The following is a 16,151-nucleotide window of genomic DNA, read 5'->3' as shown; positions in this document are numbered from 1 at the left end:
TACGCCACGGGGCGGGTCCGCGTCTGCCTGCCAATGGCGACAGAGAAGCATTTAAATGCGTCGCCCAGTTGGGAAGCGCTGGCGCACCCCGTGAACACCTCAATCGTGTGAGAGATTAACGGGACTGATCCCGTACGTTCGAAATTGAACACCCGGGACCCGTCTGGCGTCGCTCGTGCGCGTTCAGCGCTTCTCCGGGCCGTGCGTCCGGATGCCCGGAAGCGGCCAGCGCGGCATCGATCGCGGTGAGCGCCGACCCCAGTCCGGCTTTAAGAATGTCTTTCCGGACGCATTCCAGCTGATGCGTCGCCGCACTTCTGTCTGCGCTGGTCGCGAGTCGGCTCAGCGCGCGCGCTCGTTCGATGACAAGCATCGCCCACGGCAACGGCTCCGCTCGCATGAATGTTTCCAGCGAGCTGGCGTATCGCAGTGCGTCGTCCCACTCCGCGGCTTCGATGCAGGCTTCGATCGCATTGACATGAAAGCGCAGGACGGAGTGGGCGAGGCAGGGCTGCGCCAGAAGTGCTTCACCCTCGCGCAACGCCTGGGCACGCTTCTCTGAGCTCGACGCGGCGCGAGCTATCATCCCGAAGGTGGCGGCGCCGGCGAAACCCAGGCCGGTGTCGTATGCGAGTGCGAGCGCAGTTTCGATCTCCTGCATCGCTTCATCGCGTCTGCCTTGCCGCAGCCGAATGTCGGCCAGCGACAGCAGCAGCGACGATTCGAAGCGCCGCGCTCCGGCACGCCGCGCGAGCGGGATGCCCTTCAGGCATACGGCTTCGGTTTCGGCCACCCGTCCAGCGTCGACGAGCACCGTCGCAAGCGTCATGAGCGCAAAGACCTGCGCGGGAACCAGCCCGAGCCTTTGGGCATCGGCGGTCGCACGTTCGACTTCTGCTATGGCCTCGTCCAGTAAGGCTGCATATCGCAGGCAATGTCCCAGCATGCAGCGGTTAGGGATTTCTATCGCGATCCATCCTTGTCTCGCGCACAGCGCGACGCACTGTCTAAACGACCGGAGGGCCTGTTGCATGCGCCCTTGATCCAGCTGAGCATCGCCGAGGCCGCTCAATGCCCGCACCTCATACTCGGAGTTCATGCTCCGTTGCGCATGGCGCAAGGCCTGAACGTGCTCGGCCTCACACGCCACCGCATCGCCGCGGGCGTAATAGAGATTGCCGCGCATGTTGTGGATCTGCGAGCGTTCGCCATCGAGCTGCAAGCGGTTGGCCAGGTCCTGCGCGTGAGACAGCGCGTCAATAGCCTGCGCGAAGTCCCCGGTAACCCGACAGCCCGCGGCAACGCCCATCCACGCCTTGCATCGGTGCACATCATCTGCCGCGAGATCGAGCGCGGCCCGATTCGCGTCGATCGAATCTGCCGAGCTTCCCAACTCGCGCAGCAGCTCGCCGGACAACAGCGACAGCTCGCACTTCAGCACCGGCTCCCCGGCGAGGGCGATGCCGCGCTGCGCCAGCGAGAGTGCCGAGTCGTAGCGAAACCGCTTCGTCTCATCCCGGGCTGCCAGAAGATAGGCGTGCGCGGCCTCGGGATCGTCCGCCCTGTCCAGATGCTGCGCGCGCAACACCGGTTCCCGTTCTCCAGCCAGGTGCGCCAGCTGACGATGTAGAAGGCGCTTGCGGCTCTGGAGAATCGACACGTAGACCGCTTCCTGGATGAGCGCATGAGTGAACTGGTAGTCCTCTCCATCGCAACGAATCATATCCGCCGCCACCAGCGCCTCGCAGTGATCTATCGCGTCGCCGGAGATGGCTTTCAGGCCGTGCGCCGAAAACCGCTTGCCGATCACCGAAGCGGCCTGTAACGCTATGCGCACGGCAGGGGACAGTCGGTCCACGCGCTCCAGCACCAGGCTCTGAATGGTGGGAGGGACGCCCGCAGGATCGCTCTCTTGCGGCGCGCGTAGTAGTTGCTCGAGAAACAGCGGGTTTCCTTCAGCGCGATCGATACATCGTTGCGCAAAGCCACTCGAGACGTCGACCCACTCGCTGGCGAGCCTGCTCGCTTCGTGCGGAAGCATCGGCGCAAGATCGAGGGTCAACAGCGGACTCCCATGCAGGGTGGCGCGCCATGTCTGGTCCAGCGGATCGCCTTCAATGCGCGATGTCATGACGAGGATCAGCGGAGCGTGCACAGCGGCCTGCGCTATCGAGAGCAGATGCCGCAGTGTTTCCCCGGACGCCCAATGAATGTCCTCTACCGTCACCAGCAGCGGCCGGTTGCGGGCGACCCGCTGCAGAATCATGGTCAGGTCTTCTTCGGTCCGCTTCGCCCGGGTATCGTTATCGACTGCGTGATAGGCCGCCTCTTCTGCGGCGGACAGGTCCAGTTCGAGCAAGGCCGTGATCAATAGCGCTTCATCCTCGAGTACGAGGCCTGTGTCGATTGCCTGCTGGAGCACTGCGCGCAGGTCGGGCCCGCTGCCGGGCACCGCCGCTGCCAGAATGGCTTTGAGCAATGCGGGGACGGCAGCCTTGCCTTTGGCGACTCCGAAATCCAGGACCTGCTCCAGAGGGACGTCGAAACCTTGCAGACTGGCGCGCGCCCGAACTTCGTTGACGAGCCGCGACTTGCCGATACCGGCATTGCCGCGGATGAAGATGGTCATCCCCTTGCCCGTCACACACGCGCCGTCGAGCGCCGCGGCTAGCTGCATCATTTCGGACTCGCGCCCGACGAAGGCGGACAACGGCGTAGATGCGGCACACAGGCTCTGCACTCCCCACACCGTCACAGGGAGTGCGAACCCTTTCAAGGTGTGTGCGCCAAGACTTTCAGCAGCGATGAGCGTTGGAACGGCCCGGTACACGGCTTCGGAGATCAATGTGTCACCCGGCGCGGCCAGCGCCACCAGGCGGGCGGCGAGATTGACCGTGGCGCCCGTGATCGAGTAGGTGACAGCGGACCCGCTGCGATTCACGGCTGTTACCACCTCCCCGCGTGCCGCGCCGATGTGCAGCACCATAGGCAGTCCGTCGCAATCGACGAGATCCGCTGCCGCGGCATGCATATCCAGCGCGGCGCGCAGCGCGCGCTCGGGGTCGTTGCCGTGAGCCACAGGAGCGCCGAAAGCGGCCATCACGGCGTCGCCTATGCGATCGAGTATCTGTCCGCCATATCGCGCGACCACCTCTTCCATTGCAGCATAGAAACGCACGAGCATTGCCCGGACCTGCTCCGGATCGCTGCGCGCGCATTGTGCCGTGTACCCTGAGATATCGGCGAACAGCACGACCGCCTGGCGGCGATCCTCAATTGCGTGGCTATGAGTGGAGGCCGGCGTACCGTGCCCGCCGTCATACTCCGTTGCCGCAGCGAAAATGCTGGAGACGGCGCCGCTAGCAGCAAGAGGCGCTCCGCATTCCTGGCAAAATTTCGCCGATGCCGGACAATCACACTGACAGCGAACACATTTCATGTTCCAGGCCAGAACGACGATCATTGAAAACGGCGTGCCGCCCGGAAGGTGCTCGCGATCAAAAAGCACCGGCTTTCGATCCTGCAGGCAGAACGCGCGCGGTTGGTGCATGCGATCTATTTATTGTAGGACAGAACCCTGGCCAGGATTTCGAGCGTGACAGACACGATGCAGTGCCAACCCTTCGCCAGGTCGCGAGAGATCCTCACGTCTGGTCGGAGCGGCGCCGCAGGCGCGATACAGGCGGCCTCTTAAGAAGCGCGTCGGCATGCGCACTAACCCGGGGCGTGGCGCGATCTGCGATGGCGCTGCCCGGATGAGCCGGTTCTCCCTGATCTTCCAATGCCCTTTGACTATTTGTCGGCATCGCCTACATTTGTTAGGCGCATAAATCGCTGCGTGGAGGCGCCAGTATGCGAGCCGAGCAGCTTGACCACACGTACGTACTTAACTTCGTAGCGAAATACCTGTCGCGTGGCGCGTCATCCGACGCCTACGCCGAGCCGTGGCGCTTCCCGCTGATAGACAGTTGCAAGCCAGCCGATGATGCGGCTTCGACCCAGGCATTCAATCTCGTGACCTTCGTATGGCGGGCTGCTCAAGCGGAAGATCATCGCCCGGTTTCGGTAGTCGGCAGCTTCGACAAGCTGTGGGACTCGACGCCCCTCGAACGTGTGCAATTTGGCGGACAGGCGACGGTCTATCTGGCCGTGACGGTGCGTGTACCCATAGGTGAAGTCCATACGTACAAGTTCATTGTCGGCGGTGAGGCGGTACTCGACCCGATCAATCCACAACGTCAGCGCCTTGGTAACGGCTTTGAATGGTCGCGCTTTTTTACGCAGTACTGCACGGCGCCGATCAGTCTGGAGGAGTGGGAAATAGCGATCCTCGCGCGTTTGACCAACGAGATCCTGCCATTTACGACGGGCGACGCGAAGCAGTTTATGGATCGCTATTACTTCAACTCCGACCGGGCCGCACAGGACACGACCTTCCGGCAGGCCTTCAGGCTGGAACAACCTGTCGGCGCAGTCAACTTTATCGACAACCTGCTTTCACGCGATGAAGGCCACCGGCTGATTGACTACAGGATCTGTCTGAAGCAGATTGATGCCGTTTTGCGCAACCGCTTCCCGAACGTTGAGCCGGCGCAGCTACCCACTGGGGCATATGGCGACCTGTACAAGGAGATGGCTAACGGTCGTGTAGAAGGTTGGGATACGGACAAATATCGGAGCCCGTGGTTCTTTCTCACACTTTTACGCCGGCATACCTGGCTTGGCGCATTCTCGCACCCGAAGTACGGCGGGAATGCGGGTGGGGCTGGCTGGGCATACCTGCAGGACCAGTTCGAAGACCAGAACGGACAGCCCTGTTTCGACTGGCAAAGGGCGATCGAGCGACCGCTCGGCAAGAGCGTCGATTACTTCGGCTAGCGCGCCACGGACGGACCCATGAGAGACGCATATGACATCGTCATCATCGGCAGCGGTGCTGGCGGCGCACCGATCGCTCATCAGTTTGCACTGGGCGGCAAGACTGTTCTCATGCTGGAAAAGGGTCCTCTGATCCTGCCGCAGTACCAGGCGCCCGGCGGCGCGAGCGGGTTCAAGCGCGACGAGTTGTTCTCCGACGGTGCGGAGAAGATCGTGCGTCTCGAGGTCGTCAACCAGGGCGCATCGTACTACTCCAGTCATGTGGAACCGGATCTGAATGATGAGCCGCACGTCTACCGCCGGCAGGACGGCAACAACAATGATATTGACTGCGCCACGATTGAGGGCTACACAGCTCAGGTCGTAGGCGGTGGCACCCAGCTCTATGGCGGCGTATCGCTGCGCTACACGCCCCGGGATCTGACGCTTGGGCAGTGGAACAACCGTGCGGGAGCGTCGCTCGTCGACGATCCGGCCGGCGACGTGGCCCGCGAGGCGCGCGACTGGCCGATCACCTACGAAACACTGGAGCCGTACTACGCAAAGGCCGAAGAACTCGTGGGCATCAACGGCGAAACGAATAACCAGTTGAAGCCGTTCACGAGCGGCAACAGGTACCAGCAACCGCTGGATATCAACCCGATCAGCGAGCATGTGAAGACGGGCATGAGCGCACTCGGCATGGCGTACTACCGGACACCGCTTGCCGTTATCACGTCGGACCATCCGCCGAGCGGGCGCAAGGGACCCCAGCCGGGCGACATCGCCAAAACGGCGTACGTGAACCGTTACGGCGACCCGATGGGGTTCAAGTCGAGCACATGGGTTTCGCTGCTCGCGCCGATCCGCTATCTGGAGAACTTCACGCTGCTGCCGAACTGCACGGTGACGCATCTGTCATCGAGCGACGCGCAGGTCCGCTATGTGAATTTTCTTGGCCCGGATGGCCTGGAGCATCGGGTTTCAGGACGGGTTGTCATCGTGGCCTGTTCAGCCATCGAAAGTGTCCGCCTGCTTAAATTATCCGCGCAACTCGACAGCCAGGGCTTCGGCGCCCGAATCAATCAGGATGGCAACGGCATGCTCGGGTCTTACTTCCTGACCCATTGCTTCGGCGGAGCGTCGGCGCTCGTCACGCCTCCCGAACGCTACGACAAGTCGGAGTCGCTGGACAGCGACTTCGCGACAGACTTCTGCCACAAGGACGAATTTCTCGAATCCGAGCGTCTGTGGGCGGGTGCCGTGATCTATAACAACACCTCGGACCGTGCCTTGCCGCTTGCCCTTGCGCGCAACTACGGCAGCCGGGATCTCGACACGCTCTGGGACGGCTTTAACGGCGCGACAGACATGGTGGGCGCCGCAATGACGCAGTTTCTCGATAACAGTTTCGGCTGTGGCCTGTCGATCACGTTCATGGCCAACCAGGTGCCGGTCAAGTCCAATCGCATCGAATTGCACCCGACGGTCCGGGACAAATGGGGGCGGCCGGTCGCCTATATCATCAAGAACTGGCATCCGCATGACCAGGCCGTGATGGCCCGGCTTGCCGACCTGTGCAACCAGGTGCTTGTGAAGGGCGGCGTGAACAGGGATGGTTCGTCGGGTTATGTGTTCGGCAGGGACGAGACGGCTCGCTGCGCCAATCACATTCTCGGAGGCGCGCGCTTCGGCCTTGACCATGCCGATTCCGTGCTGGATCCCGATTGCAGGGCGTGGGGTTTCGACAATCTCTATGTCACCGACGGTTCCTTCATGCCGACCTCGGGCGGCGCCAACCCGACACTGACGATCGAAGCCAATGCCTTTCGCGTTGCCGATATCCTGTTGAAAAGGATCTAGCGCCATGGACCCCAGGCTCGGCTTGCTGTCTACAGATCCGTCGAACGAGATTTTTTCGGTCGTCTTCTTCCCGGACCGCATCTACCACTCGGCGTATCTGAATGCGACGCGCAGTCCGCGCTACCGGTACGACGTCGAGGAGGTACGCGGCTATCTCGAGGTGCTGTGTCTCAAGGGAAGTGTGTTTCTTGACGGCGCGCTCTACGCGAATTTCCTGCGCATCGAATACCGCGGATCGCGTCTGACCGAAGCGATCCGGACGCGAAACCGGCTGTTGTGCAATAGCTGCGTGGCCTGGGTGCGCCTCACCAATGACCACGGCGACCAGGTTGAAACGACGGGGAGCCGGCCGCTGACGTTGCACTACGACGACTGGGTCAATGCCTACCAGGCGGAGGTCTGGGACACCCTCGAGCAACCGCGCACGACCCGGCACGATGCGTCGGTATTGACGATGATGGGGCGGGATAACGAGATCACGCTGATTCCGCAGTTCTCGGCGATGCTTGCGGATGTCAGCTCGATTGCGAAGGTCGAACTGGCGTTCCGCGAGCCGGCCAGACAATACCCATCAGGAAGCCTGGCTGTTCCGGTCAACGACCTGGCGTGGGACAACAACTACACGCGCACCCACCAGGCGCCGCTCGTCAACACCCCCAGTGCGCCGCAAAACACGGTGCAGGATCTGAACTACCTGCTCGACTTCCAGCGCGGCTGGTTCAAGCATGCGAGCGATGTCATACCCGTGCTCTACCGCAATGCGATGATGCTGGCGAAGCCCGACGGCACGTACACGAATCCGGATGCTTCTCCGGACAACATCATCCAGATGCGCTGGCTCTTCCAGCGCGAACTGGGCGGTTCGATGATCTTCTTTCACGAGGTCACGATCCCGCCGGGGAAAGTCGAGGGCAATCATCAACACGTCGGCTCCGAAGAGCTTTACTACATTATCCAGGGCGAGGGCATCGCCTATTTGCGCGTCGGGGACGACCCCAGTCTCGGAGACGAGTCGGATCCGCGCTACAGGAACGCGAGGCGCGAAGTCTTTGGACTGGGAGAGCAGGTGTTCAAGGAATTGCCTGTCAAGCCTGGCAGCATGATCTTCACCAAGAGCGGCGGCATGCACGGCATCCGCAATCCCGACACCAGCACCGAACCGCTCAAGTTCGTCGCATTTCTCTATCACAGCGCCTGATCCGGGAGATCGCGGATGCAGCTCCTGCACGATGAAGTAGTGCCCGTTCGTCCGGGTGTGACACCCGATTACCAGGAAGCGAACCCGATCGTCAGGTTGCTGGCCCTGATCGAGGGCGCCGTGCTGGCTGAAGGAAGGGAGTGCTATACCTTCGACAAGCTGCAATACCTTTTTCCGATCCGGACACTGCAACTGTACGGCCCGAGCGCGCCCAACAGCAGCAACATGCTGGATCCTTGCTCGCAGGACGACAAACAGGACTTTCAGAAGCAGAACGTCAGGTCGTTCACGACGGGCGACACCGAGCTCATACGAGGCCTTGTTTCGGTGGGGGACTGGACCGGCCCGTTCATCCGGATCTCCTATCGGGCCGGACCTGATTCGGTTCTGGCCTTGCGCACGCAAGGCGGCCTGGGGCCGGCTATCAGGCTGTGGATCAAGGTCGGCGCGGTTGCTTCGACGGTATTAAGGCGCGTGCCATACGACGACGAGTCCGGTCGCTATGCGATCGAGTTATGGGGATGGACGGGAACGCCAGCCGACCTGCGTGCCGCACTCGGCCCGCGTGGCCAGGTAGCGTTCGACCTCGGCGCGCTGGTTGCGGATCCTGTGCTTGTTCCTGGGGGCGACGACTTTACCCGCGAGGCACTGGATGGCAAAAAAGTCAACGACGTAGCGCCCGATCACGCCCTGCATCCAACCTTGCCGCTGCATATCGAGCTGGCCTGGGCCGACGAGGCGGGGCAGGTATGGGATTCGCTCGACGGCGCTAATTACCAGTTCGAATTCAACATGATTCTTCGCGGCTGGGAGCATTTTCTGAAGGTCGGAACCAGTCAGTTTCCGCACGGGGGACTGGGCTTTCTCGAATATCGCAACCTGCTGTCGAACTATTGGGGCTATGCCGGTTTGCAGGAGCTTGGCCGCACGATTCCACCATGGAGCTTTGATGCGTTCGGACACAAGGCGCCGGCACCCGATCGCCATGAATCGTTCATGACCGTCGACTACATGGACCTGCACATCATTCGTGCAAATGCTGCGATCGGCCTGCATCGACACCGTGACAATCAGGAAGTGTTCATGGCGATCGGCGATCGTGCCGGCTTGATGGTGATGGGCGACTGGGCGAAACTGCCGAACCGCGAACGCTGTTTCGAGGTACGCACACTGAACCCTGGCCATCTCACGTTGCTCAAGGGTGGCAATCTGCACGCACTGATCAATCCCACGGATCAGGACATGTTCGTGTTCATGTTTGGCGGTTACGACTAGCGAGGCGAGGGGATGTCAACCACCCGGACTCAAGGCGACGTCAAGATGGGCGCGAACCTGGTACCCGGAGGCGTGACGTTCCGGCTCTGGGCACCTTCAGCCCAGAACGTCTACGTGTTGACCGGCGCGCAATTGCAGGCCGCTGAACAGAGTGGATTTCAGCCCGGCCCGGATAGCGCGATGTTCAGTCTTGGCGACGGATCGTGGAGCGCCTACGTCGCGGGTCTGGGAGAGGGAACGCCATACAGGTTCTGGGTGAAGGGTACAGGCAGCACCGGGCTCAAGCGTGACCCGCGCGCCCGCGAGTTGGGCACCGCACCGGCTTACCCCGTGTGCGACTGCATTATCCGCGACGTGGCGCGTTTCCCATGGCATGACGAAGACTTTCGTGCGCCCGCGTTCAACGACCTCATCCTGTACCAGCTGCATATCGGAACGTACTACGCGGTAGACCCTCAAGGGCAGGACAAGCGGCGCACCATCGGCAAGTTTCTCGATCTGCTCGATCGCATTGAATACCTGAGCGATCTCGGGATCAACGGCGTGCAGTTCATGCCGGTACAGGAATATCCGAGCGAAACCAGCCGCGGATACAACGGCCTCGACCTTTACTCGCCGGAAATCGACTACCAGGTCGAGGATCGGCAGGAACTTCTCCGCTATCTGAACAAGGCGAATGGGTTGCTGGCGGCGTGCGGCAAGCCTCCTTTGACGCCCGATCAGTTGAGCGCCGGACAGGATCAACTGAAATGCGTCGTCGACCTGTTCCATCTCAAAGGTATTGCGGTGTTGTTCGACCTGGTATTCAACCACGCCGGCCCGGGTTTCAATGACCAGTGCTTCAAGTTTCTCGATCGCCAGCAATATGGCGACGACAATCGCAGCCTGTACTTCACCGATCAAACCTGGGTGGGCGGAAACATATTCGCTTATTGGAACCAGGATGTCCGCCAGTTCCTGATCGACAACGTCAAGCAGTGCGTCGAGGAGTATCACATCGATGGTGTGCGCTATGACGAGGTCACGGTGATCGACGCAAATGGCGGCGGCCGTTTTTGCCAGGATGTCAGCAGCACGGCCCGTGCGGAAAAACCGCAGGCCATCCAGATTGCGGAATATTGGGGCGGTGACCGTGCCGCTGCGATCCGGTCCGCACCCGGCGGACTCGGATTCGATGCGGCATGGTCCGACAAGGTGCGGCTCGGCATTCGCACCGCCGTGCAGCAGGCTGGCGGTGGATACGACGCGTCTGTCGACATGCGGGCGCTGCTCGGGTGTCTCTATCGACCAGACGGCTTTGACGCGGCGTGGCGCGCAGTCAATATGCTGGAAGATCACGACGTCGTGTTCGCTGGAAGGGATTTGCGCATGGCAAGGCTGGCCGACACGACCGACGCGCGTTCATGGTTTGCGCGAAGCAGGGCAAGACTGGCAATGGGCTTGTTGATGGCGGCGCCCGGCATACCGCAGATCTTCATGGGGCAGGAGATTCTTGAAGACAAACAATGGAGCGACGACATCAATTTCCACGCGGATCTGCTCATCTGGTGGGACGGACTTGGCGTTGATGCCGTAATGAAGGACTACCACTCCTTTTGTCGGGATGTCATTCATCTGCGCGCCACGCTGCGCGGATTGCGGGGCGATTCGATGAATGCGTGGGTGACAAACGAACAGGACCGCGTGATCGCCATTCACCGCTGGATCAATCTGGTCGGAGAGGATGTCCTGTTCGTTGCCAATCTCCAGGAAACGAATCGATATGGCTACCGCGTTGGCTTTCCCTCCGGTGGGCGTTGGCGCGAGATTTTCAACAGCGACTTCTACGACGGTTTTCCGAATCCCCAGGTCGTCGGAAACGATGGGAGCATCGTCGTCGAGGGTGGCGAAGGCTGGAATGGAATGCCCGCGTCCGCTGCCATTACGCTACCGGCCAATGGTTTCGTCGTGTTTTGTCGTTGACCCAGTCGCGTCTGCGGTTCGTGGCGGCACGAGCGGTCGCGAGTCGAACGTGAGCAACCGGTGGGGTGGTGATACCCGGCGCTCGAAAACAGGATCGGTTGGCCAGACTCGTCACAAGCCTCCTGCAAGCGACGCAGAAACTCGATAGGTGGTCTCTATTGGGATCTTGTGGCTTAGGCGTTTCCAACATAAGGAAGCCTGCACAGTGGGTAAGAAGCCGCTGCTGCGGCCAATCCCGGACCAAACGAGCCATCGATTCATGTGTGCCGTGGTGGCACGCATAACGCCGAAAATGAATGGCAAAGGTTTCAAAGTGGACGGGGTTCGTTCGTTCCCTATAGATGGGGGCACCACGCGGTTTTCTGATGGTGGCGGCTGGCATTGCATACGACCCTTTGCAGGGCCAACGTGCTTGAGGGGCCGGGATAGCGTTCGACGCATGCCAGGCGCCGTTCACGTACGTTGGCCCGGCGTGGGCCAGGCAAGCAGTGGCCGGGCTCGATTGACCTGGCGGTCCGGTCGAACAGTGCGGCCTGCACGTTCATAAGGAACCCGATATGTTGATCCACATCCATATCCGCTTCGCTGTGAACCAGAAGGACGACAACGCTGCGATCCTCGCGGAGTTGAAGTCAGCCCTGGAGCTGGTCAAGAACGGCCCCGTCTTCATCATCGGAAGCTGGCAGACCGGCGACTTTGGCCACGTCTATGCCGCCGCGGTGCGCCATTTCTCCGACAATGCGGTGACGCCGTTCTCCATTCTGGTCCTGCAAGCGGAAGGTTTCGGTGTCAGCGGGCTGCTCAAAGACATCGAGTTCAGCGTCCGCTCCGTCAGCGAGCGGCAGAACGGCGCTTTCACAGTGCTGCACACTGACGCAATCAGCAAAATCCGCGCGATCGCCGCGATGACAGAGCTGATGAAGACGGTCAAAAACGCGCACGAACCTCAAGTACAAGATTCCATCAATCAAGGCCATTCTTATCGTTGGCGACGGATTCAATCACGACACCATGCAATTGAAACATGTGTTCAATCTCGGTGAATTCTGGGAGCGTCAGAAAAAGTATCATGGGGCGATTCCAGGAGAACGGCTTTTTCGACTATATGACGGCATTCTATGACTGTGATGTCGTCCACCTCGGCATGAAGAGCGGAGGTATGGATGTATTGGGGATCTGGGGCCAGAAAGTCGTTTTCATCGATTCCCTTAGATCGCGGAAGGTCACCAAGGCACGTGTCGGAGCCTGGACGACCAAGAGCCCGCTGCCCGTTCCAATTAGCGAGATGCCGACATCAATGGGCAAGGCCATTGAAATAGCCCGAGCCAAAAATCCAAAATCATTCAAGACCACGTTTTCAAGAGAAAAAGACGTTCAAGCCATGGAAACATTAGCCCGCGAGCAGAATCTGGATGATTTGTTCAACAATGAGGATCTAGGCAGAATCGCATCAGCGGTAAGTCAAATGTTCGGTTGACTCGTGCAGGTTTTTTCCCGGACAGGAGGGGCCTTGGCCGCAATGACGTCCATCCAGAGGAAAACATCACCCTCGTTTCCGCAACCCGGCACGCCCATAGTCATCGTGTACGCGGGACTTTGCCCTGGCCTGCCGGGCGGCTCTTCACGTGATCGATGAACGCACGCAGCTTCGGCATGATCTGCCGACGGCTTGGATAGCAAAGAAACACACCCGGCATCACCGGCGCGAACGGCTCCAGCACGTGCACCAATTTTCCCGCTCTCAGACCTTCAGCGGCCATCGGCTCAGGTAGCTGGGCAAGGCCTATACCTTCGACTGCCGCACCCAGCATGGTGGGAAAATCATGGGCGATCAGAGGGCCCGATACGGCGATCTCGATCGCGCGGCCGTCGTCGTTGAATGACCACGGCGCGAGCGCACCGTCGGATCGCCGCCATCGCAAGCATGCATGCTGGCGCAGATCGTCCATGCGTTTGGGAGGGGGGCGGCCTGCGAAGTAGGCCGGGCTGCCGACGATGACGAGACGAAACGGGGGCGTCATCGGCACCGCGACCATGTCGGCGGCGACGAACTGACCCAGCCGGATGCCGGCGTCGAACCCTTCCGCTGCAAGATCGACCAACTCCTTGCTTGCGACGATCTCCACTTCGATCTCGGGATAAGCCTGGCAGAAGGATGCAATCAGGGGTTCCAGCAGCAATGGCACCACCGCGCGCGGCACGGAAAGTCGCAACAATCCGGCGGGCCGCTGGCCGAGTCCGCGCGCAACCTGACTGGCGGCGACCAGCTCCTCGAAGGCAGGCTTTGCGCGCGAAAGAAACCGTTCGCCCGCTTCGGTCAGGCCGACGCTGCGCGTGGTACGGATGAAGAGCGCCGATCCAATGCGCGCTTCAAGTACACGCACCGTCTGGCTGACGGCCGACGGCGTCACCCCGAGTTCTGCGGCTGCCCGGCGAAAACTGCGATGCTGGGCAACGCTCAGGAACACCTCCACGCCATCGAGCGCGCCCTGCCTGACTGTGAAGTTCTGCTTCATGGCACGTCAACATTGTGATGAATAGTCGCTCGCGAGAGGCCATGGTACACCTACGCCTGCAGATGAGGAGTCGCGACAATGTCGACTCGCAAGCCCTGAACAATCCGCCAGGACCGTGGAGGAACCTTGCAATGACCGATGCATTTGATGGCGTGCGCGATCACTATCGCGCGACCGGCCTGACCGGGCGGCTGAAGATCGCGCTCACGGTCCTTGGGCCGGAGGATCAGCGGCTCACGCCGCAGCAACTGGGCGCCCTCGACCAGTTTCACACCCGTGGACTTGCTGCCACCGCCGAGCTTGCCAGACTGGCCGGGATCACCGCCGACATGTCGGTGCTGGACGTCGGTTCGGGCGTTGGCGGGCCGGCCCGGTTTCTGGCTGCAACCTATGGTTGCCGGATGACGGGTATTGACCTCAGCGAACCGTTCGTGGATGCCGCACGCTATCTCACCCAGCGCACGGGGCAGAGCGAACAGGTGTCGTTTCATGCCGCCAGCGCGCTCGAACTACCCTTCGACGATAGCTGTTTCGACGTCGTATTGCTGCAGCACGTGGCGATGAACATCGCCGATCGCGCACGACTTTACCGGGAGATCGAACGCGTGCTGAAGCCAGGCGGCAGGTTTGCGACGTTCGACGTCGTCGCAAACGGCAGCGAACCGTACTACCCCGTTCCCTGGGCGCGAACGCCGGCAACAAGTTTTCTCCTGACGGCCGATGCAACGCTCGAGGCGATCGAACAAGCAGGTTTCCGCACGCTGGCATGGCAAGACGACACCGAGGCCGCCAAGGCCTGGATCACCCAACTGCGTGCGTCGGGGCCGCCACCTTCACTAAATCTTGGCGTGGTGATGGGGCCGGACTTCGCACAGCTTTCCACCAACCTGGGGCGAAATCTCATGGAAGGCCGACTCGGTATTTTCACTGCGGTGTTCGAGGCCGCGCCCACGAAGATGCGGATTAACACGGAGAACGGCTCATGACCGCCGCCCCGATTCCCGCTGTTATCGTCCCGCCGCGTCCCGCGTGGCGCAGCCTGCTTTGGCTCATCCCGCTGACGGTCCTGTGGATTGCGTTGATCTACTGGCAGCCGGTTATCCCGGCTAGCGGCGTTCCGACCACGGCCCACCAGCTTACGGCCCACGCGTTTATCGCGCTCGGTTTGTGGCTCGGCCTCGAAAGCGCGGACCTGACGCCGGGCCAATGCCGCACAACCTGGCTGGCGGTCATGATCCCCTACACGCTTTGGTTCGCGCTCGCCTGGAGCGCGGCGATCAATGGCGTCTTTCGCATCGACGCTTCACCCCCACCTGTGCCGTTGCTGCCGTTGGCAATCTTCCTGCCGGTGATCATCGGCGCGCCGCTGCTACTGTTGTCGAAGCGGGTGGGGCAGGTGCTCGATGCGATGCCGGCGACGTGGCTCGTCGCTCTTCAGCTTTACCGCGTATTCGGCAGCTGGGCTCTCGCTGCCTGGCTGAATGGGGTGCTGCCCGGCGTGTTCGCGTTACCGGCTGGAATTGGCGATGTGCTGACCGGCCTGTTCGCCGTGCCGGCGGCAATCGCCGTGGCGAGCGGTACGGCTCAAGGGCGGAAGGCGGCGATCGCCTGGAACATTCTCGGCCTCGCCGACTTCGCCGTCGCGATTACCTTGGGGATAGTTACCACGCCCGGGCGGTTCCAGTTGATCGTTCCTGGCGTGCAGAGCATCGGCGCCGGCGCTTATCCGTATGTGCTGACCCCTGTTTTTGTAGTGCCAAGCTCGATCCTGCTGCACGCGCTGTCGCTGCGCCAGTTGATCCGGCGACGCGCCGGCTGATCTCCTTCCTATCCTTCATTGCGCCAGACGACACCTGACAGGAGGCAACATGTCACCGCAACTTCTCTTCCAATTGCATCTCGTTCTGGGGTATGTCGCCTGGCTGCTTTGCTTCCGCGTATACGTCTGGCCCAGGCTCAAATCGATGGACCCGTTTGAAGCGCAACGCGCCATCGCTACCTTGCACAGCTTCCGTTTCTTCGGGCTGGTCTTCATTCTGCCGGGCGTCGTCAGCCCCGATCTTCCTGGCAGCTTTGCCGTGTTCGCCGCATACGGTGACTTCGCAACGGGAGTTCTGGCGATGCTGGCGCTACTCACAGCACGTATACGCCCACTGTTCTGGTTGTTCGTCGTAGCCTTCAATGTTGTGGGAGCAACCGACCTCATTCTCGACTACTACCACGCCACCCTGTCCGATCTTCCGGCGCGCGCGGGAGAGCTGGGCGCTACGTACGCGATTCCGATCCTCTACGTGCCTGTGCTGATGATTACGCATGTTGCCGCCTTCTATCTGCTGCTGCGTCCTCAGCCCAAGGCGGCTCGGATCTACTGATCTTTCCGTATGTCATGACATTGGCAAAGCGTAGCCTGCTTCCGCCAGCCGGCGATGACCGAAGGATTCGACGAACATCGGTGTACCTTGGGTTGATGCTGTGCGAAC

Annotated in this window: 12 protein-coding genes; 10 read left to right on the top strand and 2 right to left on the bottom strand. The window is 61.1% G+C overall.

Annotation, left to right across the window (positions count from 1 at the left end; all coding sequences use genetic code 11):
* Positions 1 to 115 precede the first annotated feature (115 nt).
* Positions 116 to 3,253, bottom strand: a complete 3,138-nt coding sequence (locus B0G77_RS22875) for an adenylate/guanylate cyclase domain-containing protein (protein WP_166656254.1) — start codon at positions 3,251 to 3,253, stop codon at positions 116 to 118.
* 599 nt (positions 3,254 to 3,852) lie between these two features.
* Between B0G77_RS22875 and B0G77_RS22870 the strand changes: the two genes are divergently transcribed.
* From B0G77_RS22870 to B0G77_RS22840, 7 genes are all read left to right on the top strand, one after another.
* Positions 3,853 to 4,878 carry a glycogen-binding domain-containing protein gene (locus tag B0G77_RS22870; protein ID WP_133664400.1) on the top strand — a complete coding sequence of 342 codons (1,026 nt, stop codon included), beginning with the start codon at positions 3,853 to 3,855 and terminating at the stop codon, positions 4,876 to 4,878.
* A gap of 18 nt (positions 4,879 to 4,896) precedes the next feature.
* Positions 4,897 to 6,720, top strand: a complete 1,824-nt coding sequence (locus tag B0G77_RS22865; RefSeq protein ID WP_133664399.1) for a GMC family oxidoreductase — start codon at positions 4,897 to 4,899, stop codon at positions 6,718 to 6,720.
* 4 nt (positions 6,721 to 6,724) lie between these two features.
* Positions 6,725 to 7,918 (top strand): cupin domain-containing protein, encoded by a 1,194-nt coding sequence (locus B0G77_RS22860; RefSeq protein WP_133664398.1) that lies wholly within the window; start codon positions 6,725 to 6,727, stop codon positions 7,916 to 7,918.
* Positions 7,919 to 7,933: 15 nt separating this feature from the next.
* On the top strand, positions 7,934 to 9,193 hold the full coding sequence (locus B0G77_RS22855) for a cupin domain-containing protein (RefSeq protein WP_133664397.1): 1,260 nt from the start codon (positions 7,934 to 7,936) through the stop codon (positions 9,191 to 9,193).
* A 12-nt stretch (positions 9,194 to 9,205) separates the two neighbouring features.
* Positions 9,206 to 11,155 carry an alpha amylase C-terminal domain-containing protein gene (locus tag B0G77_RS22850; RefSeq protein WP_208116482.1) on the top strand — a complete coding sequence of 650 codons (1,950 nt, stop codon included), beginning with the start codon at positions 9,206 to 9,208 and terminating at the stop codon, positions 11,153 to 11,155.
* Positions 11,156 to 11,712: 557 nt separating this feature from the next.
* Positions 11,713 to 12,198 carry a hypothetical protein gene (locus tag B0G77_RS22845; protein ID WP_133664396.1) on the top strand — a complete coding sequence of 162 codons (486 nt, stop codon included), beginning with the start codon at positions 11,713 to 11,715 and terminating at the stop codon, positions 12,196 to 12,198.
* A 26-nt stretch (positions 12,199 to 12,224) separates the two neighbouring features.
* Positions 12,225 to 12,632 carry a hypothetical protein gene (locus tag B0G77_RS22840; protein WP_133664395.1) on the top strand — a complete coding sequence of 136 codons (408 nt, stop codon included), beginning with the start codon at positions 12,225 to 12,227 and terminating at the stop codon, positions 12,630 to 12,632.
* A gap of 100 nt (positions 12,633 to 12,732) precedes the next feature.
* Here B0G77_RS22840 and B0G77_RS22835 read toward each other — a convergent pair whose 3' ends face one another.
* Positions 12,733 to 13,671 carry a LysR family transcriptional regulator gene (locus tag B0G77_RS22835; protein ID WP_133664394.1) on the bottom strand — a complete coding sequence of 313 codons (939 nt, stop codon included), beginning with the start codon at positions 13,669 to 13,671 and terminating at the stop codon, positions 12,733 to 12,735.
* Positions 13,672 to 13,802: 131 nt separating this feature from the next.
* Between B0G77_RS22835 and B0G77_RS22830 the strand changes: the two genes are divergently transcribed.
* From B0G77_RS22830 to B0G77_RS22820, 3 genes are read left to right on the top strand one after another with little or no spacing between them, the layout of a single operon-like run.
* Positions 13,803 to 14,657, top strand: a complete 855-nt coding sequence (locus tag B0G77_RS22830; protein WP_133664393.1) for a class I SAM-dependent methyltransferase — start codon at positions 13,803 to 13,805, stop codon at positions 14,655 to 14,657.
* Positions 14,654 to 15,490 (top strand): MFS transporter, encoded by an 837-nt coding sequence (locus B0G77_RS22825; protein WP_133664392.1) that lies wholly within the window; start codon positions 14,654 to 14,656, stop codon positions 15,488 to 15,490. Before B0G77_RS22830 ends, B0G77_RS22825 begins: the two co-directional genes overlap by 4 nt.
* A gap of 49 nt (positions 15,491 to 15,539) precedes the next feature.
* Positions 15,540 to 16,043 (top strand): hypothetical protein, encoded by a 504-nt coding sequence (locus B0G77_RS22820; protein WP_133664391.1) that lies wholly within the window; start codon positions 15,540 to 15,542, stop codon positions 16,041 to 16,043.
* The last annotated feature ends 108 nt before the right edge of the window (positions 16,044 to 16,151 follow it).

It is taken from the genome of Paraburkholderia sp. BL10I2N1 (genome assembly GCF_004361815.1).
GTDB lineage: Bacteria > Pseudomonadota > Gammaproteobacteria > Burkholderiales > Burkholderiaceae > Paraburkholderia.
The sequence above is the reverse complement of the archived record's forward strand: the minus strand, read 5'-3'. Positions and strand labels throughout refer to the sequence as shown.